The following is a 19,635-nucleotide window of genomic DNA, read 5'->3' as shown; positions in this document are numbered from 1 at the left end:
CCCAGCCGTGTCGTACTCTTGTACGGCAATGAGCAGACCCACCCGCCGTACAGATGGAGATCGCACCCGATCCAGTGCGGTCGGAGCGTTCCGCGGCATCCGATCGTCCGGGTCGATCCCACCGCTCGCGGCCCGATGCCGAGACCACTCCTGACCGGATGTCGCAGATGACCGATCACCTGCGCAACCTCGTCGTTCGTGTGCAGGGCGAGCTGCGGGCCTTGGCGGCCGACGCACTCGTGCCGATCCGCATGCGCCGAGGGCGGCGAAAGGCCGAGTCGGTCGAGGCCGACGCGCGCATCGGCGGCTGGATCTCGGTGATCCTGCCGACCAAGGACGTCGAGCGGTACATCGACGCCTGCCTGCGTTCGCTGCTCGGACAGGGATACTGGCGCATCGAGGTCGTGGTGGTCGACGATGGCTCGACCGACGGCACGCGACGCAGGCTGTCGCGATGGGAGCGGCGCGATTCCCGCGTTCGCGTCCTCGGCGTGGACTACTCGGATCCGAATGCCGCCCGCAACCATGCGATCGACCACGCTCGGGGCGAGTATCTCGCCTTCCTCGACGGAGACGACATCCTCCTGGCCGGCGCCTACCGCGACCTCGTCGAGAGCCTCGAGCGTACGGGCTCCGACTTCGCCGTCGGCGCGTACGACCGTCTCGTGGGCCGTCGTCGCTCGCCGGCCGCGTTCTGGGTGGACGAGGCGCATCAGACCCCCCTCGAGCGGATCACGGTCGCGGAGCATCCCGAGATCATGGTCAACGCGGTGCAGTGGAGCAAGCTGTACCGGCGTCGATTCTGGGACGCGGCATCGATGCGCTTCCCGGAGGGAGGTCATTTCCAGGATCAGATCGTGAGCGCGAAGGCGTATGCGAGGGCCGCTGCCTTCGATGTGCTGCACCGGCGGATCGTCTCGTGGCGTATTCGGCAGGACGGCTCGTCGATGACGCAGCAGACGGTCCTTCCCCGCCAGATCGGCGACCGCTTCGCAACGACGTTCGCCGCGCTCGAACTCCTCGAACACGAGGGCGGGCCCGCCCTCGCCAGGGCGCGCCTGACCCAGTACCTCTCGAACGACATCGCCATCGCCGCTGCGCAACTGCCCGGTATGGGCGAGGAGGCGTACGCGGCACTTCGATCCGGCCTCACACAGCTGGCACCTGCCCAGGAGCAGGTCGACGTGTGGCATGACGTACCCGCCGAGTCGAAGGTGCTCTACGCGCTGATCCTCTCCGACGACCAACGGCGCGCACGGGCGTACATCGCGATGGGCGGTCTCGACCTGCTGCGGCACCGGCTGATCACCGTCGACGGGGTGCCGTACGTGGGGCTGCCTTACTTCGACGCTCCCGAGGCGGGCCTCTCGCGTGAGTGGTTCCGTGCCGCGCCACGCGAAATCCGCGCGTTCGCTGCGTAAGTCTTCATGAAGTCGTCACCATCAAGGGGTACGGTGTGCGGCGTGCGTGCCCTTCACACCGTTCTCGTGTTCCCTGCGTGGCGGGACAACCCCTACCTCAACCTCATGAGCCTCGCGCCGCGTGCGGGCGGGTTCGCCTTCACGGGCGTCACCACATTCGATTCGCTGGTGACGGCGTCGGGACGGCTCGTCGCCGGCGATCTGCTGCACCTGCACTGGACCTCGCCGATCCTGCAGCGCGCCGAGAGCGAAGCCGACGCGTGGGCCGCGCTCGAGACCTTCACCGCCCTGCTCGTCGACCTGCGGACTCGCGGCGTGCGCGTCATCTGGACCGTGCACAACCAGCTCCCGCACGAACTGGCGTATCGCGACGCGGAGATCGCCTTGCATCGTGTCCTCGCCGAGCAGGTCGACGCCGTGCACATCATGGCGCCGGCCACGCCCCGCGTGCTCGCCGAGATCTGCGAACTGCCTGCCGATCGCATCCGGCAAATCGCGCATCCAAGCTACCTCGGCGTCTACGGCAAGGCCCCTTCCCAGACCGAGGCCCGACGGGCGCTCGGACTCGCACCCGATGAGAAGACCGTCCTCTTCCTTGGGCAGATCCGTCCCTACAAGGGCCTCGGCACGCTGCTGTCTGCCATCCGCGCGCTCGACGCCCGCGGCGAGCCCGTGCCGACGCTGCTGCTCGCCGGCTCCGCGACGCCCGAGGCGCAGGCCGAGATCGAGGCGGCGCTCCCCGTCGGGGCGAAGGCGATCACGCGCTTCGAGTTCATCCCCGACGGCGAGGTTCCCATCTGGTTCGCGGCGGCGGATCTCGCCGTGTTCCCGTACACCGCGATCCTGAACTCGGGCAGCCTCCACCTCTCGGCAACCTTCGACACCCCGGTGGTCCTGCCGGCCGAACCGCACCTCGTCGAGCAGTTCGGCGACGAACCCTGGGTGCGCTTCTTCGACCTCGCCGATCCGGTGGCGTCGATGGCCGGGGTCATCGCCGAGTCTCTCAGGATCCCCGCGTCGGCCGAGCTCAGCTCGCGATTCGACGCCTTCAACACCGCGATCTCGCCTTGGCGGGTCTCGACGCAGTATGCCGCGCTACTCTCCGAGCTCTCGCCGACGGAAGGGGACGAACCGCTGCAGCCTGCGCTGCACGCCGAGCGTCGCCCGGCGGGCAGCGCGTCCAACCCAGTGTGAGCGCCGGGCCAGTCGCAACCCTCGGCGGTCGAAGCGCAGCAGGAAGCCGTCGAACGGGTCGTATTCCGGCGTGACCGCGTCGACGCGCACCGAGACGACGTCATCGGTGCGCGCCGATCGCAGCGCCGGGCGCAGGTAGACGTGCTTCGGCAGGCTTCTCGGCGCGGCCGTGCCGTTCCAGGCGATCTCGGTTCCGGATGACTCGTGGTCGACCTGCATGGCGTAGACCGCGCCCGTGCCCTCGTCGTACATCACGGGCTCGAACCGTTTCTCGCCGGTGCCGCTGCCGGCGGTGGCGACGATCCGTGTGCGGATCGACGTGCCGGTCTCGACGCGGGTCAGCGTCGGCGCCAGGCGCCGCGATTCGGCGAGTCGACCTGCGAGGATGCCCTCGAGGCCGGCGGCCGAGCCGGTCGGGTCCTGGGCCGCGGGTGCCAGTTCGGGGATCGCGAGCAGCAGCGCTCGGTACTCGCGCGGCACGGCGCCGGCGAGATCGATCAGCGAGCGGTGATCCTCAGGCGATCCGAGCAGGACCACGTCGCTGAGCGCGTCGACGAACCGGCCACGGAACATGCCCTCCTCGAGCAGCGGAACGACGTCGTCGCGGTGCGCGTCGAGAATACGACGCCACGCGGCGAGGCGCACGTCGGACTCCGGCTCGGGACCGCTGAAGAGCACGGCGACGGCGGCCGCGAGATCGCACGAGCCCTCGAGCACGAGCTCGAACACCGCGCGTCTCGGAGGCGACCACGGCGTGGGCGGCTCACTGCCGACGAGCGCCACGAGCTCCCGCACGAGTGCGACGAGTTCGCCGTCGTCGGCGGGGTCGCGATCGGCCGAGCGCAGGTACTTCGACAGGTGCACCCAGCCGTCACGGTCGAGCACGAGCGTGGCGTAGTGGTCGCGAACGTCGTCGTCACCGGCATCCTGCACCATCCGCGCGCACGCGAGCTCCTGTCGCAGGTAACTCGCGACGGCGGGGAATGAGGCCGCCTTGGCGGTCATCGACGACGCTCCCGGCCGTTCGCGGTACAGGTAGACGACGTCCTCGACGACGTCGATACCGCCGGCGGCGAGGTAGGTCGTGACCATCGGCACGATGTCGTTCGAGCGCAGCACGTCGGGGAACCGCGCGCCGGTGCGATCCCAGAACTCGCGACGGAAGGCCTTGTTCCAGCACGGCCGGCCGAAGATCAGCGACGGCTCGTCGCCGAGACGGATGCCGCGGCGCGGGCCCGCGTACGCCGGCCAGTTCGCGGTCGGCCGCCACGTCTCGGTCGGCGAGAACTTGAGGTAGTCGCCGAACGCGATGTCCGAACCGGTCGCCTCGAGGCTCGCCACGAGCGCGCGGTAGGCGCCCGCCGGCACGAGGTCGTCGCCGTCGCAGAACACGAGGTAGCGCCCGCGGGCGTGGTCGACCCCGATGTTGCGCGCGGTTCCGCCGCCGCGGGTGACGGCGTCGATGACGGTGACACGCGGGTCGGATGCCTCGAGGTCGGCGAGCACCGCTCGCGTGCCGTCGGTCGAATGGTCGTCGACGACGATGACCTCCATCGACTCGAGGTCCTGGGCGAGCACCGAGGCGATCGTCTCGCCGATCCATGGGCGCACGTCGTGGGCCGGGATCACCACCGAAAGGAGCGGCGGCGCCGAACCGTCGGCGGTGCCGCCGGATCGCGAGGATGCCTCGTCCCGGGCATCCTCGCGGGGGTGCCCGGTCGCATGCTCGCGTCGCGCCGGCCGCGACCGTGCCGCGTCGGCGGCGACCGTGGCAGACTCCTCGCGAGTGAGCCCGGTGAACGGCAGATCGCGGTCCGCCAGTTCATCGAGTCGATCGAGCGCGGCGGATGCCTCGGGCGACGCGTCCGCGCCGAAGCGCGCACGCAGGTCGCGCCGGCGCTGGAACGCGTCGGCGCGCAGGTCGACGAACGTGCGCGGGCCGGCCGGAGCCGGCGCCGGATCGCCGGTCCAGACGTCGAGCGGGAACGCATCGATGAGGGCCGCGGCATCCCATTCGGGCAGGGGCACCGGACCGAGGTCGAGCGCCTCCTCGACCGATCGGGCGAATCGCACGTCGGCGCGGCCGGTGCCGGCGTAGTGGTCGAGGTACTTGAACGCGTCCTCTGCGACGGGGGCGATCGGTCGCGAAGGGATGCCGAGGGCATCCGCCACGATCAGGGCGTGCAGTGACGTGCCGGTCACGAACGCGGTCGACGCGAGGTCGGCGATCACCCCGAGCGGATCGCCGAGTGGCGTGCGGGTCACCTCGGGCGCGAAGCGGTCGAGTTCGTTCAGGTTCGGCACGGCGACGACCGCGCGCCGGGTCGGCCGCGGCACGGTGAACTCGGGCCACAGTGCACCGATCAGCAGGGCAGGGTCGCCGAACAGCTCGGGTGCGGCGATGCCGCGTGCAGCGAGGAGGGCGCGCGTGAGGGGTCCCCGAACGGCCCGCACGTCGAGCGACGGGTTCAGTGGCTGATCGGCGATCTTGCCGTTGACGCCCGAGCCCCAGACGACGTCGCCGGGCTCGGAGAGGTGCAGCACCGATCCGACGCTCAGCACGCGTCGGCCGCGCACCGGATCCAACCGCGCATCGGCGTGGCGCGTTTCGAGGATGCGCCGGAGGATCATCGGACCGAGGAGATCGCCGAAGTTCGCCGGGACGGAAGAGCCGGCGGGGCCGCTCGGAGCCCAGCGAAGCGCCCTCACCCCGTGGACGGTCTGCTCGTGGTCGGTGATCACGCGAGACATCCTAGGGTTGCCGAATGGACACTTCGTTGTTCTACATTGCGCTGGTGAACTCACTGACCGGCCGCCTGCGCGCCCTCACGGGGCGTGCGATCACTCCGCTCCGCACGTTGACCCGCCCCGCCCTGCTCCGCATCCGCGGTGCAAGAGGGCGCGCGCTCGCCGCATCCGTACCGCCGAACGAGCGCGAGACGGGCTGGATCTCAGTGATCATGCCGACGAAGGACGTCGTGGGGTACCTCGACGAGAGCCTTCGATCCGTGCTGTCGCAGGGGTACTGGCGCGTCGAGGTCGTCGTCGTCGACGACGCCTCCACCGACGGCACCCGCGAGCGGATCGCCGAGTGGGAGCGACGCGATTCGCGTGTGCGGGTCTTCGATGTCGACGTCTCCGACCCGAACGCGGCACGCAATTTCGCGCTTCGGCGAACAACAGGTGAATTCCTCGCCTTCCTCGATGGCGACGACGTGCTGCTGGCCGGCGCGTACCGCGATCTCGTGGAGAGCATCCGACGCACCGGCTCCGACTTCGCGGTCGCCGGGTACGAGCGCCGGGTCGGGCGCAGGACTCGTCCTGCCGCGTTCTGGATCGATGAGGCGCACGCGAACCGGCTCGATCGGACGACGCTCGCCGAGCATCCCGCGATCATGGTGAACGCCGTGCAGTGGAGCAAGGTGTACCGCCGGGAGTTCTGGGACCGGGCGGGTCTGCGCTTCCCCGAGGGCGGCCACTTCCAGGACCAGGTCGTGAGCGCCGAGGGGTACTCGCGGGCGACGGCGTTCGACGTGCTGACGCGCAGGGCGGTCGCGTGGAGGATCCGCCAGGACGGCAGCTCCATGACGCAGCAGGGCGTCGTGCCGCGCCAGATCGCCGACCGGTTCTCGACGTCGATCCGCGCCCTCGAGGTGCTCCGCCGCGACGCGGGCCCCGAGGTCGAGCGCCGTCGGCTCATCCAGTACCTGTCGAACGACATCGCGATCGCGGCGGCCAGTCTGCCCGACATGGGCGGGGAGGCCTTCGACGCCCTGCGTTCCGGGCTCGAGCGGCTCGCGCCGTCGATCGAGCGGCGCGACGTCTGGGACGACGTGCCGGCCGAGTCGAAGGTGCTCTACGCGCTGATCCTTGCCGGCGACGAGGCGCGGGCGCGCGCCTACATCGAGCAGGGCGGGCTCGACCTGCTGCGCCACCGGCTCGTGGGCATCGGCGGTGCGGCGTTCGTCGCGCTGCCCTTCTGGGGAGACGCGGATGCCGCGGTCGAGCTCGAGCGGTTCCGTGCGGCGCCGCGCGAGCTGCGCGCGTTCGCCCACGAGCTCGGCGTTGACGCCGTGCCCGCGCTGCGCGAGTCGGCTCGTGACGACGGGTCGCACCGGAGCACGGGAGCGGAGCGCGCGCCGGAGGGCTCGTGGTCAGGCGGTGCGCGCGACGAGGCCCTCGTCGACTGATTCGGTGCGCACGCCGAACAGGCGCCGGTAGGCGGTCGGCGTGGTCTGCAGCACCTTCACGAAGTGGTGGCGCATCACGGCGGCGGCACCGAAGCCCGTCTCCCGGGCGATCTCCTCGAGTGAGAAGGACGTCTCCTCGAGGAGCTGCTGCGCTCGCAGGAGGCGCTGGCGGTTGAGCCAGGCGTTGGGCGTCGTGCCGGTCTCGGCGCGGAATCGCCGGGCGAACGTGCGGGGGGACATCAGCGCCTTGCGGGCGAGAAGGTCGACAGTGAGGTCCTCGTCAAGGTGTTCGAGCATCCACGCCGTGACCGTGGCGAACGAGTCGCTGCGGCATTCGGGCACCGGGGTCTGGATGAACTGCGACTGCCCGCCGTCGCGCTGCGGCGGCACGACCATGCGCCGGGCGACGATGTTCGCGGCGCTCGCGCCGAGTTCGGTGCGCACGATGTGCAGCGCGGCGTCGATGCCGGCGGCGGTGCCCGCACCGGTGACGATCTTGCCGTCCTGCACGAAGAGCACGTCGGGGTCGACCTCGGTGTCGGGGAACATCTCGGCCATCTGGTCGGTGTACATCCAGTGCGTGGTCGCCCTGCGGCCGGCGAGCACGCCGGCGTGGCCCAGGGTGAACGCGCCGGAGCAGACGGAGAGCACCCAGGCGCCGCGTGCGACGGCGTGGCGGATGACGTCGAGCACGCGTTCGTCGGGCTCGGTGCCCACGACGGAGGCCGGTACGGCGACGAGGTCGGCGGTGTAGGCGAAGTCGAGGTCCTCGTGCACGACGACGTCGAATCCCATCTTCGTGGAGATGGGCCCGGGGTCTGCCGCCACGACGTGGAAGTCGAAGGTCGGGCCGCCCTGTGCGCTGCGGTCGATGCCGAACACCTCGCAGACCACGCCGAACTCGAAGGGGGCCATCTGGGGCAGCGCGATGCACGCGATGGAGTTGAGCATGGGGCCTCCTCGGCGGTCGGACTTCGGTGGACTCCGCGCGGCGGAAGCCGCTTGGCAGGAAGTGAACGAGTTGTGTCAACCCTGCCACTTTCGGCAGGATATGGCAACGACGAGAATTCCTGCCATGACCATTCTCCTGATCCTCATCATCGCCTCGCTGGCCGTCTGGGCGGTCGCCGGAGCAGTCCTCTCGGCGACCCGCGACGGCTACCACCGCCTCGGAACGCGCGACGCGTACCGCACTACCCCCGTTAGCATCGACTGAGGCCTGCCGCCCGGGCGCGCCCGGAAAGGCAGGACATGAGCTGGCTCGTCACCGGAGGCGCCGGATACATCGGGGCGCACGTCGTCCGCGCGTTCCACGCGCAGGGCATCGACGCGGTCGTCATCGACGACCTCTCCTCCGGCAAGGAGGAGTTCGTTCCGACCGGGGTCCCGCTGGTGCGCGGCTCGATCCTCGACGGTGCACTGCTCGAGGCGACCATGACCGAGCACGCCGTGCAGGGCGTCGTGCACCTCGCGGGCTTCAAGTACGCCGGCGTCTCGGTCACCCGGCCGCTGCACACCTACGAGCAGAACGTGACCGGCACGGCGACGCTGCTCTCGGCCATGGAACGCGCCGGCGTCGACCGCATCGTCTTCTCGTCGAGCGCAGCCGTCTACGGCACGCCCGACGTCGATCTGGTGACCGAGTCCACCGCGAAGCACCCCGAGTCGCCCTACGGCGAGTCCAAGCTCATCGGCGAATGGCTCATCGCCGATCAGGCGAGGGCCACGAGCCTGCGGCACACGAGCCTGCGCTACTTCAACGTGGTCGGCTCCGGAACGCCGGAGGTCTACGACGCGAGCCCGCACAACCTCTTCCCGCTCGTCTTCGCTGCGCTCCTCGACGGGCGCACTCCCCGCATCAACGGCACCGACTACGCCACGCCCGACGGCACGTGCGTGCGCGACTACATCCACGTCGCCGACCTGGCCGAGGCGCACGTCGTCGCTGCCAAGCGGCTCGACGCGGGCGAGCAGGTCGAACCCGTCTACAACCTCGGCTCGGGCGACGGCGTCTCGGTCGGCGAGATCATGACCGCGGTGGCCGAGGCGACCGGCATCGACTTCGTGCCGGAGGTCGGCCCGCGACGCACCGGCGATCCCGCGCGCATCGTCGCATCCGGCGAGCTCGCGGCGCGCGACCTCGACTGGCGGATGAGGCACACCCTGACCGACATGGTCACCAGCGCCTGGGAGGCCCGACGGGCGGCGACCGAGGCCTGAGGCGGGCCGCCGCGGCATCCGATGCGCCGGGGCAGATCACAACTCGTGACGCCGTCGGCGTGTCGATCGCGTGTCGAAGCCTCGACGCTCGATCGAGGGTTTACGATCTGCGACTTGACTCTCGCGAACTACACCGGTGTAATTGTTCAAGACACACCCTCTGGGTGGTCGGTACAACTGGGTGGGAGACGATATGAGCAATCCTGAATATCGTTCTGGAGTACCTGACGATTGGTTCGTCGATCCGGTTCGGCTCGGCGTTCCTGGGGTTCGTCCGGGGGCCGGCGACGACAATCCGTTGGCATGGCAGAGCGACGCACTGTGCGCGCAGACCGATCCGGAGGCGTTCTTCCCCGAGAAGGGCGGCTCGACTCGCGACGCGAAGAAGATCTGCACGGGCTGCGAAGTCCGCGCGCAGTGCCTCGAGTACGCGTTGGGCAACGACGAGCGCTTCGGCATCTGGGGCGGGCTGTCCGAGCGCGAACGCCGCAAGCTTCGCAAACGCGCGGTCTGAGCGGGCAACGGTCTGAGCGAAGAACGGTCTGAGCGAATGCGCGTCGTCACCTGCATCAGGTGGCGGCGCGCATTCCGTCTTCCGGCCTCGAACTGATTCGAGGCGCGCCCGGGGAGTTCCGGATGCCGCGCCGAGGGCCGCCTAGGCTGACCACGATGTTCCCCAGAGTCACCGCCGTCCTCGTCGCTCGCCACGGCGGCGACCGTCTTCGGCACACGTTGAACGCCGTCCGTGCGCAGTCCCGAGAGCCTGACGCACTCGTGATCGTGCTCACCCGACCCGAGGGCGATGCGCGCGAGATCGCGGCGACGGCCGGTGCGACGCACCTGGTCGAGTCGAACGAGGCCCTCTCGTTCGGCGAGTCCGTGCGGTCGGGCGAACGGGTGCTCGACGCCCCCGCAGAAGACTCCGACGCGCTGTGGCTGCTGACCGAGGACTCCGCACCCGAGCCCGGCGCCCTCGACGCGCTCCTCGCCACCCTCGTGAACGGCCGCTCGGTCGCGGTGGCGGGCCCGAAGCTCGTGCGGTGGGAGGCAGCAGACCAGCTCGTGAGCCTCGGCCGCACCATGACGCGCTTCGGTCGCAGCGCACCCGTCGTCGCCGACGAACTCGATCAGGGACAGCACGACGATCGCAGCGACGTGCTCGGCGTCGACCCGGCGGGCATCCTCGTGCGGCACCACATCTGGCAGTCGCTCGACGGCTTCGACCCCGCACTGCCCGTCGTCGACGACGGCCTCGACCTCGGCGTGCGCGCCAGGCTCGCGGGGCACCGGGTCGTCGTCGTGCCGGAGGCGCGGATCCGCTTCGCCCGCGACGGCATCGCCGGGCCCCGCGATCGCGACCGCGGTTCGGCCAGGCGCCGACGCGACCGCCTCGCGCGCGGCGCCGCCCTGCACCGCCGCCTCGCCTACGCGCCGGCCGTGGCCGTTCCGCTGCACTGGCTGACGTTCCTCCCGCTCGCGCTGCTGCGCTCGATCGTGAGCCTGCTCGGCAAGCGCCCCGGCGCGATCCCCGGCGAGTTCGCCGCCGCGCTCGTCACGATGTTCTCCGGCACGAAGATCGCCAGGTCGCGCCGGGTGCTCGCCGCGGCCCGCACGACCAAGTGGTCGGCGGTCGCGCCCCTCAGGCTCCAACCCGACGAGGTTCGACGGCGGCGCGAGGCGGCGTCCGAGGCGCGACGCATCCGCGCACGCGGCCGAACCGACGACGTGCAGTTCATCGGCACGGGCGGCGGGTGGGTGCTGCTCGTCTCGGCCGTGGCATCCGTCGTGCTCTTCTCCTGGCTGCTCGGTGCCGGCGGCATCGGTGGCGGGGGATTGCTGCCGCTCTCGAACGGCCTCGGCGAGCTCTGGCGCAACGCCGCCTACGGATGGCGCGACGTCGGCGCCGGGTTCGTGGGTGCGGCCGATCCGTTCGCCGGCATCCTCGCCGTGCTCGGATCGCTCACGTTCTGGGCTCCGTCGCTCGCGCTCGTCGGAGTCTGGCTGTTCGCGCTGCCGGCCGCCGCGCTCGGTGCGTGGTTCGCGGCCTCGAGGCTCACCGAACGCGGGTCGATGCGCGCGCTCGCGGCGCTGCTCTGGGTGTTCGCGCCCATGTTCCTCGCGGCGCTCGCCGACGGGCGCCCCGGCGCGGTCATCGCGCACGTGCTCCTCGGCTGGCTCGCCTACGCGATGCTCGGCGCGGCGCGCTCGTGGTCGTCGGCCGCGACCGCGTCGCTGCTCTTCGCGGCCGTCATCGCCGCAGCGCCGAGCCTGGCGCCGGCCCTGCTGCTCGGCTGGATCGTCGCGCTCGCGACGAGCGGTCGGGCGGCGGTCAGGTTCGCCTGGCTGCCCGCGCCGGCGCTCGCGCTGGCCCTGCCGCTCATCGTCGACCAGTTCGCGGGCGGAACGCCGTTCGGCCTGCTCGCCGACCCCGGCCTCCCGCTCGCGAGCGCGACCCCGACCCCGTGGGAGCTCGCCCTCGGGCTGCCGCAGGCCGGCTGGGGCGGATGGCCGGAGGCCGTCGCGTCGATCCCCGCCGTGGCGGGCATCGACGCGCTCACGACCATGATCGTGCTCTCGGCGCTGCTGGTGCCGCTCGCGCTCGTCGCGCTCGGCGCGTTCTTCGCACCCGGCATCCGCACGGTGCTGCTCGCCGTCGCGACCGTGCTCGCGGGTTTCGCGACCGCGTTCGCCGCGACCCTCGTGTCGGTCGCGATCGCCGGTCCCGAGGTCGTCGCGGTGTGGGCGGGCGCCGGGCTCAGCCTGGCCTGGCTCGGCGTTGTCGTGGCCGTCGTGGTGAGCGGCGACGCACTCCGGCGCTTCCGCGGCGGCGTCTTCGCCGTGCTCGCCGTGTGCGCGGTCATCGCCGTGTTGCCGACGCTGGGTTCGCTCGCGACGGGCGGCGCGATCGTCGGGCCGGCCGCCGAGCGCTCGGTGCCGGCGTACATCGTGGCGGAGGCCGACGCCGATCCGCGCGTCGCGACCCTGCGCATGCAGGCGCTCGACGACGGCGGGCTGCGAGCCACCCTCGTGCACGGACTCGGCGAGACCCTCGACGACCAGTCGACGCTCGCGCAGACGCGCACCGAGCTGACCGAGGACGAGCGCGAGCTCGCGAGCATCGCCGGCAACCTCGCGAGTCGCAGCGGCTTCGATGCGGATGCCGCGGTGCGCGAGTTCGGCATCTCGTTCGTGCTGCTCGAAGCGGGGTCCGACACGAGCGCGTCCGCGACCGCCGACCGTGCGCGCATCGCGCTCGACGGCAACGCCGCGCTGACCCCGGTCGGCGAGACCGACTTCGGCACGCTGTGGCGCTTCATCGATGCCGAGGCGGATGCCGCGGCAACCCGCATCCCGACCGACACCGGGTGGGTGGGCGGCGTGATCACGGCCGTGCAGCTGCTCGTGCTGCTCGTGACCCTGCTGCTCTCCATCCCCACGGGCGCCGGACGCGAGGTGGACCGACGGCCGGAGCGCGCCCCGCGCACGCGCAGGGCCAAGGCCGAGGCGGCGTCCGCTGCGGCGGCCGATGCCGAGGCCGCGCGCGAGCCGGACGCCGAACCCGAGTCCTCACCCGAGCCCGACTCGGCGACCGACGCCGAGCCCTCGTCGGAGGCCGAGCTCGTGGCATCCGACTCGGAGCCGCCCGCCGAGCCCGAGCCCGAGCGGGAACCGGAGTCGGATCCTGAACCGGAGCCCGCACCGAAGCCGAAGCGAGCCCCGAGGTCGAAGTCGAAGAGCGAGCCGGCACCGACCCCGGTCGCCGAGCCCGAACCCGGATCCGCGGACCCGACCGACCGACCCGACGCAGGGGAGGCCCCCGATGCCCGTTGACCGCAGCAGGATCGTCCGCGTCGGGGTGCGGTCGCTGGCCGCCGTCGCGACCGCCGCCGTCGCGGTGGGCGTCGTGGGCGCCGCGACCCTCGGCACCTGGCCCTCGCACCGCGCCGAGGCGCCGTCGACCGTGGTGGAGCCCGAAGCGGTGAGCCAGCAGCGCGTGTGCCCCGGCCCGATCCTCGCGATCGGGGAGGACGCCTCCGACGCGACCGGGATCGAGCAGGTGGGCACCGCATCGGTCGTGACCGCGAGCGATCCCGACGACGTCGACCTCGAGCTGTCGTGGCTCGCCCTCGCCGATGACCCCGAGGCGGCCGAGGATTCCGGTCCGCTCGTGATCGACGCCGCCGCCGGACTGGTCGACCCGGGAATGCTCGCGGGCGCGCAGTCGCAGAGTGTGCGCTCCGAGACGCTCGGCGGGTTCGCCGCGGCATCCTGCACCGAGGCCGTCGAGGAGTCGTGGCTCGTGGCCGGGTCGACGACGGTCGGCCGCAGCAGCCTCGTGCTGCTCTCGAACCCGACCGACGTCGCCGCGACCGTCGACGTGCGCGTCGTCGGCGAGGCCGGACCGGTCGAGGCCCGTTCGGCGATCGGCATCACGGTGCCCCCGCACACGCAGCGCGTGCTCTCGCTCGCCGGCCTCGCGCCGAACCTCGCCTCGCCGGTGGTGCACGTGACGAGCACGGGCGGCGCGATCGCCGCGTCGCTCGAGCAGAGCGTCGTCGATGGCCTGTCGCCCTCCGGCGTCGAGGTGACGGGGCCGACGGCCCCGCCGTCCGACCAGCTCGTGATCCCCGGCGTGGTGATCTCGGGCGATGCGGGGGTGCACGCCGACGAGGACCACGCGGAGGGCGACGCGTTCGCGGCCCTGCGGCTCTTCAGCCCGGGCGACGAGCAGGTCGAGGTCTCGATCAGCATCGTGCCGGTCGGCGGCGGATCCGGCGACTCGATCGACGTCGACCTGCAGCCCGGCAAGGTGAGCGACATCCCGCTCGGCGACCTCGCGGCCGGAACCTACACCGTGCGCGTCGAGGCCGACGGCCCGGTGGTGGCTGCGGCCCGCGCCACGGTGGCGGCGCCGGCCGACGACGACGAGCAGCAGGCGACGGATGCCGCAGCGATCGCGGATCTCGCCTGGTTCGTCGCCGCACGGCCGCTGCTCGACGCCGCGGTGATCGCCGTCGCGGCCGGGCCATCGCCGACCCTGCAGTTGGCCGCGGACGGATCGGGAGCCGATGCGGTGACCGTCACGGTCGACGGTGACGTCAAGAAGGTCGAGGTGCCGGCGCAGGGCGCGGTCTCGGTGTCGCTGGAGCGCGGAACCGTGCTGCTGGAGGGCGTCGAGGGGCTCTCGGCCTCGGTCACGTATCGCGGCGACGACGCCCTCGCGTCGTTCGCGGTCGCCCCGCCCGGACCGCTGGACTCGCCGATCCGCGTCTACCCGCGCTGAGCGGGGAACACCCCGGCTTCATGACGCCGGAGCCTCACGTTGACGCAGGCGCTGCCGGCGCGCTCGAGCCTCAGAGGTGCCGGTAGCGCCCCGGAGCGAGCTCCCACGGATCCTTGTCGAGGAACTCGGCGACCGCCCGGAACACGCAGCTCTCGATGAGCAGCTTCTCGTCGCGCTCCTCGCCCTCCTGCAACCGCAGGAACCGCACGATCGGCAACCGGTGGAACGTGATGCGGCGCTCGTCGTGCGCGACCTTCCACCGGTCGATGTGATCGACGTGGATCGCCTCGGCCGGCGCCTGCGTGACCTCGAAGACGACTCCCTCGAGTTCGGGCCAGAGCCCGCGCAGGTACGAGGCGGTGCCCGCGACGGTCGCGTCGAAGTCCTCGAGCCTCGTCGAGAGCGGTTCGAGGTGGGGGCCGGTCACGGCGGAGCGCATGCCGCGGCCGTGGCGGTCGCGGGCGAGTCGCCTCGGCGAACGCGGGGTGGCGACACGGCGGGATCGAGGCATGCCTCCATCGTAATGTCCGGCCGCATCGCTACAGTGGTCTCGCCATGAAGAGACGCTGCTCACGCACCGCATGCCCCGCCGAGGCGGTCGCGACGCTGACCTTCGACTACGCCGACTCGATGGCCGTGCTCGGCCCGCTCTCGGCGACGCCCGAACCGCACGGCTACGACCTCTGCGCCACCCATGCCGAGCGCACCTCGGCACCGGTCGGCTGGCAGGTGGTTCGGTATGTGACGCCCGGTCGGGTAGATTCCACGGCATGACGAACGCCGAGATTCCTGTCGACCGTGAGCGACTCAGCTCGATCGTGAAGGCCTACGACGTGCGCGGCATCGTGGGTGAGGCCCTCACCGAGCAGTCCGTCGAGGCCCTCGCCGCCGCGTTCGTCGACGAGGTCGGCGCCGCAGGCGGCAAGGTCGTCGTCGGCCACGACATGCGCGACTCCTCGCCCGTGTTCGCCGCGGCGTTCGCGCGCGGTGCGACGCAGCGCGGAGCCGACGTCGTCGCGATCGGCCTCTGCTCGACCGACGAGAGCTACTACGCGTCCGGCGTCCTGAACGCCCCCGCCGCCATGTTCACGGCGAGCCACAACCCCGCCGCCTACAACGGCATCAAGTTCTCGCGCGCCGGCGCCCAGGGCATCTCGCTCGACACGGGGCTCGCGGCGATCCGCGACCGGGCCGCCGACTACCTCGAGCAGGGCGGCGTCTCGTCCGTCGAGGCACTCGGTTCGGTGCAGCCGCTCGACGTGCTCGCCGACTACGCGGCCTACTTGCGCTCGCTCGTCGACCTCAGCGGCATCCGCCCCCTGAAGATCGTCGTCGACGCGGGCAACGGCATGGGCGGGCTCACCGTTCCCGCCGTGCTCGGCACCGCTGCGGGCCTCCCCGAGCTGCCGCTCGAGATCGTGCCGCTCTACTTCGAACTCGACGGCACGTTCCCGAACCACGAGGCGAACCCGCTCGAGCCCGCGAACCTCGTCGACCTGCAGAAGGCCGTCGTCGATCACGGCGCCGACCTCGGCCTCGCGTTCGACGGCGACGCCGACCGCTGCTTCGTTGTCGACGAGCGCGGCTACGCCGTCACGCCGTCGGCGGTCGCCGCGATCGTCGCCGTGCGCGAGATCGCCAGGGTCACCGCGCTCGGCGAGACCGACGTCAACGTGATCCACAACCTCATCACGTCGCGCTACGTGCCCGAGACGATCGAGCAGGCCGGGGCGAACCCGGTCCGCACGCGCGTCGGCCACTCGCTCATCAAGGACCGCATGAAGGAGACCGGTGCGGTCTTCGGCGGCGAGCACTCCGCGCACTACTACTTCCGCGACTTCTGGGGTGCCGACAACGGCATGCTCGCGGCCATGCACGTGCTCGCCGAGTTCGGCGCTCAGCACGCTCCGCTCTCCGAGCTGGCCGACCGGTTCACGCCGTACGCGCTCTCGGGCGAGATCAACTCGGTCGTCGACGACGTGCCGTCCGCGTACACGCGCGTGGTCGAGGCGTTCACGGGTCGGGGCGAGTTCGACGAGCTCGACGGCCTCACGGTCTTCGGCACCACCGCAGAAGACCAGCCGTTCTGGTGGTTCAACGTGCGGCCCTCGAACACCGAGCCGCTGCTGCGCCTGAACGTCGAGGGTGCGGATGCCGCGACCATGGCCGTGGTGCGCGACGAGGTGCTCGGGCTCATCCGCTCCTGATCCCGCCGACGATGCGCCACTCGCCGACTTCTCTGCGACGGACGGGTTCGCTCGCGGCCATCGCCCTGGTCTCGCTGTCGATCGCGCTCGCCGGCTGCACCTCTGCGATGCCGGATGCGGCCCCGACGCCGTCAGCGGTGCTCGCGTCTCCCGCCCCGACGGTCGCGTCCCCGACGCCCGAGGCCGGGACGTCGAGCGAGCCTCCGGCCACCCCCGTCGCCGAGCCGCCTGCCGGTGACGTCTCGAGCGAATGGACGCTGTCGGCCGTCGGATACGGCCCGTTGCGCATCGGCGATCCGTTCGACCCGGCGACGGCCGAGGTCGGGTCGTACGTCCGCGGCCGCGAGTGCGCCGACCCCGAGTACCTGCGGTTCGCCAGCGACGAGGCCGGTTCGATGGCGGTCGTCCTCGACGACGGCATGACGACCATCGAGAGCATCTGGGTCTCCGTCGAGCGCGGCGAGACGACCGGCCCGGCCACCGAGTCCGGCGTCCGTCCCGGTTCGGATCTCGCGACGCTGCTCGCCGCGCACCCCGACGCGACGCTGAGCCGGGAGCTTCCGAATGGCGGCACCTACGCGGTCGCCTCCGGCCCGACGTTCCTCACGTTCGCGGTCGACGACGGCATCGTCCGCGCGATGGCTGCGGCGACCTCCCCGTCGCCGTTCCGGGAGTACTGCGCCTGATCCGACGGGATCGGCAACTCGAGCGCGAGCCTGCGACAATGGACGCATGACGCTCGCCGAGACATCCGCACTCCCGTTCAAGGTCGCCGACCTCTCGCTCGCCGAGGCCGGTCGCCACCAGCTCCGCCTCGCCGAGAACGAGATGCCCGGGCTCATGTCGCTCCGCGAGGAGTTCGGCGCGTCGAAGCCGCTCGCCGGCGCGCGCATCGCCGGCAGCCTGCACATGACCGTGCAGACCGCGGTGCTCATCGAGACGCTCGTGGCCCTCGGCGCGCAGGTGCGCTGGGCGAGCTGCAACATCTTCTCCACGCAGAACGAGGCCGCGGCGGCCATCGCGGTCGGCCCCGACGGCACCCCCGAAGACCCCAAGGGCGTTCCGGTGTTCGCGTGGAAGGGCGAGACGCTCGAGGAGTACTGGTGGTGCACCGACCGCATCTTCGACTGGAGCGCCGAAGCCGCCGCCGCGGGGGCCGATTGGATCGGCCCCAACATGATCCTCGACGACGGCGGTGACGCGACCCTGCTCGTGCATGACGGCCGCACGTTCGAGGCCGCGGGCGCCGTGCCCGAGACGCCCGCCGATGCGAGCCACGAGTACCGCGTCGTGCTCGACACGCTTCGCGGTTCGCTCGAGGTCAGCGGCGACCGCTGGACCCGCATCGCCGAAGAGCTGAAGGGCGTCACCGAAGAGACCACCACCGGCGTGCACCGCCTCTACGAGCTGCACGCCAAGGGGGAGCTGCTGTTCCCGGCGATCAACGTCAACGACTCGGTCACGAAGTCGAAGTTCGACAACAAGTACGGCATCCGCCACTCGCTGCCCGACGGCCTCAACCGCGCCACCGACGTGCTCATGGGCGGCAAGGTGGCGTTCGTCGTCGGGTACGGCGATGTCGGCAAGGGTGCGGCCGAGGCCCTCCGCGGCCAGGGAGCGCGCGTCATCGTCAGCGAGGTCGACCCGATCTGCGCGCTGCAGGCCGCGATGGACGGCTACCAGGTGGCCAGGCTCGACGACGTCGTCGGCGAGATCGACATGGTCATCACCTGCACGGGCAACAAAGACGTCGTGCGCCTCGAGCACATGCTCGGCATGAAGCACCTCGCGATCGTCGCGAACGTGGGGCACTTCGACAACGAGATCGACATGGCCGGCCTCGAGTCGCTCGAGGGCGCCGTGCGCGTCGAGATCAAGCCGCAGGTGCACGAGTGGCGCCTGCCCACCGGCCGTTCGATCCTCGTGCTCTCCGAGGGCCGGCTCATGAACCTCGGCAACGCCACGGGTCACCCCTCATTCGTGATGTCGAACTCCTTCACCAACCAGGTGCTCGCCCAGATCGAGCTCTGGACCCGCCCCGAGCAGTACCCGGTCGGCGTCTACGTGCTGCCCAAGCACCTCGACGAGAAGGTCGCGCGCCTGCACCTCGACTCGCTCGGCGTGGTGCTCACCGAGCTCAGCCCCGAGCAGGCCGCCTACATCGGCGTGCCCGTCGACGGACCCTACAAGGTCGACCACTACCGCTACTGATCGAGCGGTTCCGGATGCCGCGGGCGGGCGCCTGCGGCATCCGTGTTGCTTGTGCTCAGCGTCGCGGAAAGCCCGCCGGCGCCGCGGTGAGCACCGGTTCGAGGCTCGCAAGGCGGGCCTGCTCGAGTTCGAGCGCACGGGCGTCGCGGGCGCGTCGCAGGGCGACCACGCCCGCGAGGAACGGTTCGGGCGCGGCGTCGGGGATCGGCGCGACGTAGGGCGTGACCTCGGCCGCGAGCGAGGCGGCGAGGCGGGCCCGGCTCTCGGGCGCGAGCTGCGCGACGTTCTCGAAGTACGAGGCGACGCGGCGGGCGAGCGGGTCGGGAAGCCGTGCGACGTCGGCGATGGAGGCCCACGCGACGAGCTCGGTCGGCACGCCGAACGCGTTGGAGCGCACGGCCGGAACGCGCTCGACCTGGGCGTGGGTGCCGGCGAGCAGGTCGCCGAGGCGCTTCGACGAGGGGTTCAGGAACCCGACGAGCACCGCGAGCCCGCCGAACGTGAGGTAGATCTCGAGCACGCCCGTGAGTGCCCGGATGAACGCGTGGCGGAACCCGATCGACCCGCCGTCGTCGCGCACGACCCTGAGGCCGAGCGCGAGCTTGCCGAGGGAGCGGCCGCGCGAGGCGGTCTCGACCGCGGTCGGCAGCACGATGATGACGAGCACGACCCCGCCGATCGCGATCGCGCGGAACGCGGCGCCGTCGACGGTGAGGCCGGCGCCGGTCGCGATGAGCGCCATGCCGAGGAGCAGCACGAGGGTCACGACCACGTCGATCATCGTTCCGGCGCCCCGGATCAGGGCGGATGCCGGTCTCAGATCGAGCGCGACGGCCTCGCCGATGATCACGCCCTCGTCGTCGTGGCGGGCGGCACCGGTGCGGGCGTGCGACGCGTCGACCATGGCT

Annotated in this window: 16 protein-coding genes; 12 read left to right on the top strand and 4 right to left on the bottom strand. The window is 71.6% G+C overall.

Annotated features, from left to right (window positions below):
- Window positions 1–167: 167 nt before the first annotated feature.
- Window positions 168–1,421, top strand: a complete 1,254-nt coding sequence (locus ASE68_RS13675; RefSeq protein WP_162238277.1) for a glycosyltransferase family 2 protein — start codon at window positions 168–170, stop codon at window positions 1,419–1,421.
- A gap of 42 nt (window positions 1,422–1,463) precedes the next feature.
- A complete protein-coding gene (locus ASE68_RS13670) occupies window positions 1,464–2,615 on the top strand; it encodes a glycosyltransferase (RefSeq protein ID WP_162238276.1) in 1,152 nt (383 codons plus the stop codon).
- Here ASE68_RS13670 and ASE68_RS13665 read toward each other — a convergent pair.
- A complete protein-coding gene (locus ASE68_RS13665; RefSeq protein ID WP_055859668.1) occupies window positions 2,517–5,357 on the bottom strand; it encodes a glycosyltransferase in 2,841 nt (946 codons plus the stop codon). The genes ASE68_RS13670 and ASE68_RS13665 overlap by 99 nt on opposite strands.
- Window positions 5,358–5,410: 53 nt before the next feature.
- On the opposite strand from ASE68_RS13665, the gene ASE68_RS13660 reads away from it, so the two are divergent.
- Entirely contained in the window at window positions 5,411–6,805 is a 1,395-nt protein-coding gene (locus ASE68_RS13660) for a glycosyltransferase family 2 protein (RefSeq protein ID WP_162238275.1), read from the top strand.
- On the opposite strand, the gene ASE68_RS13655 is transcribed toward ASE68_RS13660, so the two are convergent.
- Window positions 6,770–7,756: a GlxA family transcriptional regulator gene (locus ASE68_RS13655; protein ID WP_055859662.1), complete on the bottom strand. Its 987-nt coding sequence runs from the start codon at window positions 7,754–7,756 to the stop codon at window positions 6,770–6,772. The two genes, ASE68_RS13660 and ASE68_RS13655, sit on opposite strands and share 36 nt — an antisense overlap.
- A 124-nt stretch (window positions 7,757–7,880) precedes the next feature.
- Between ASE68_RS13655 and ASE68_RS20290 the strand changes: the two genes are divergently transcribed.
- The 5 genes from ASE68_RS20290 to ASE68_RS13635 all read left to right on the top strand — a co-directional run bounded on the left by ASE68_RS20290 (window position 7,881) and on the right by ASE68_RS13635 (window position 14,309).
- Window positions 7,881–8,021: a hypothetical protein gene (locus tag ASE68_RS20290; protein ID WP_157421649.1), complete on the top strand. Its 141-nt coding sequence runs from the start codon at window positions 7,881–7,883 to the stop codon at window positions 8,019–8,021.
- Window positions 8,022–8,056: 35 nt separating this feature from the next.
- On the top strand, window positions 8,057–9,025 hold the full coding sequence (gene galE / locus ASE68_RS13650) for a UDP-glucose 4-epimerase GalE (protein ID WP_055859660.1): 969 nt from the start codon (window positions 8,057–8,059) through the stop codon (window positions 9,023–9,025).
- A gap of 193 nt (window positions 9,026–9,218) precedes the next feature.
- Window positions 9,219–9,539 carry a WhiB family transcriptional regulator gene (locus tag ASE68_RS13645; protein ID WP_082462249.1) on the top strand — a complete coding sequence of 107 codons (321 nt, stop codon included), beginning with the start codon at window positions 9,219–9,221 and terminating at the stop codon, window positions 9,537–9,539.
- A 155-nt stretch (window positions 9,540–9,694) separates the two neighbouring features.
- On the top strand, window positions 9,695–12,856 hold the full coding sequence (locus ASE68_RS13640) for a glycosyltransferase (protein WP_055859653.1): 3,162 nt from the start codon (window positions 9,695–9,697) through the stop codon (window positions 12,854–12,856).
- Complete coding sequence (locus ASE68_RS13635; protein WP_055859650.1) at window positions 12,846–14,309, top strand: DUF5719 family protein; 1,464 nt, start codon at window positions 12,846–12,848, stop codon at window positions 14,307–14,309. Before ASE68_RS13640 ends, ASE68_RS13635 begins: the two co-directional genes overlap by 11 nt.
- A gap of 70 nt (window positions 14,310–14,379) precedes the next feature.
- Here the strand turns inward: ASE68_RS13635 and ASE68_RS13630 are convergent, their stop codons facing one another.
- Entirely contained in the window at window positions 14,380–14,820 is a 441-nt protein-coding gene (locus ASE68_RS13630; RefSeq protein WP_055859648.1) for a hypothetical protein, read from the bottom strand.
- Window positions 14,821–14,864: 44 nt separating this feature from the next.
- Here ASE68_RS13630 and ASE68_RS13625 point away from each other — a divergent pair, with 44 nt between their 5' ends.
- From ASE68_RS13625 to ahcY, 4 genes are read left to right on the top strand one after another with little or no spacing between them, the layout of a single operon-like run.
- Entirely contained in the window at window positions 14,865–15,083 is a 219-nt protein-coding gene (locus ASE68_RS13625) for a DUF3499 family protein (RefSeq protein ID WP_055859645.1), read from the top strand.
- Window positions 15,080–16,516 (top strand): phosphomannomutase/phosphoglucomutase, encoded by a 1,437-nt coding sequence (locus tag ASE68_RS13620; protein ID WP_055859641.1) that lies wholly within the window; start codon window positions 15,080–15,082, stop codon window positions 16,514–16,516. Before ASE68_RS13625 ends, ASE68_RS13620 begins: the two co-directional genes overlap by 4 nt.
- An 11-nt stretch (window positions 16,517–16,527) precedes the next feature.
- The gene (locus ASE68_RS20285; protein WP_157421648.1) at window positions 16,528–17,202 is read left to right on the top strand and encodes a hypothetical protein; all 675 of its coding nucleotides are present in this window, start codon (window positions 16,528–16,530) and stop codon (window positions 17,200–17,202) included.
- Window positions 17,203–17,248: 46 nt separating this feature from the next.
- Window positions 17,249–18,727: an adenosylhomocysteinase gene (gene ahcY, locus ASE68_RS13605; RefSeq protein ID WP_055859632.1), complete on the top strand. Its 1,479-nt coding sequence runs from the start codon at window positions 17,249–17,251 to the stop codon at window positions 18,725–18,727.
- Between the two features lie 55 nt (window positions 18,728–18,782).
- On the opposite strand, the gene ASE68_RS13600 is transcribed toward ahcY, so the two are convergent.
- The gene (locus tag ASE68_RS13600) at window positions 18,783–19,631 is read right to left on the bottom strand and encodes an RDD family protein (RefSeq protein WP_055859629.1); all 849 of its coding nucleotides are present in this window, start codon (window positions 19,629–19,631) and stop codon (window positions 18,783–18,785) included.
- Between the last annotated feature and the right edge of the window lie 4 nt (window positions 19,632–19,635).

The organism is Agromyces sp. Leaf222, from assembly GCF_001421565.1.
In the GTDB taxonomy this organism is placed as follows: domain Bacteria; phylum Actinomycetota; class Actinomycetes; order Actinomycetales; family Microbacteriaceae; genus Agromyces.
This window is presented reverse-complemented; position numbering and strand designations above follow the sequence as displayed.

Coding starts and splice junctions, on each gene's coding strand:
- ASE68_RS13675 (WP_162238277.1), top strand. CDS start 168: ATGACCGATCACCTGCGCAACCTCGTCGTTCGTGTGCAGGGCGAGCTG.
- ASE68_RS13655 (WP_055859662.1), bottom strand. CDS start 7,756: ATGCTCAACTCCATCGCGTGCATCGCGCTGCCCCAGATGGCCCCCTTC.
- ASE68_RS20290 (WP_157421649.1), top strand. CDS start 7,881: ATGACCATTCTCCTGATCCTCATCATCGCCTCGCTGGCCGTCTGGGCG.
- galE (WP_055859660.1), top strand. CDS start 8,057: ATGAGCTGGCTCGTCACCGGAGGCGCCGGATACATCGGGGCGCACGTC.
- ASE68_RS13645 (WP_082462249.1), top strand. CDS start 9,219: ATGAGCAATCCTGAATATCGTTCTGGAGTACCTGACGATTGGTTCGTC.
- ASE68_RS13640 (WP_055859653.1), top strand. CDS start 9,695: ATGTTCCCCAGAGTCACCGCCGTCCTCGTCGCTCGCCACGGCGGCGAC.
- ASE68_RS13635 (WP_055859650.1), top strand. CDS start 12,846: ATGCCCGTTGACCGCAGCAGGATCGTCCGCGTCGGGGTGCGGTCGCTG.
- ASE68_RS13630 (WP_055859648.1), bottom strand. CDS start 14,820: ATGCCTCGATCCCGCCGTGTCGCCACCCCGCGTTCGCCGAGGCGACTC.
- ASE68_RS13625 (WP_055859645.1), top strand. CDS start 14,865: ATGAAGAGACGCTGCTCACGCACCGCATGCCCCGCCGAGGCGGTCGCG.
- ASE68_RS13620 (WP_055859641.1), top strand. CDS start 15,080: ATGACGAACGCCGAGATTCCTGTCGACCGTGAGCGACTCAGCTCGATC.
- ASE68_RS20285 (WP_157421648.1), top strand. CDS start 16,528: ATGCGCCACTCGCCGACTTCTCTGCGACGGACGGGTTCGCTCGCGGCC.
- ahcY (WP_055859632.1), top strand. CDS start 17,249: ATGACGCTCGCCGAGACATCCGCACTCCCGTTCAAGGTCGCCGACCTC.
- ASE68_RS13600 (WP_055859629.1), bottom strand. CDS start 19,631: ATGGTCGACGCGTCGCACGCCCGCACCGGTGCCGCCCGCCACGACGAC.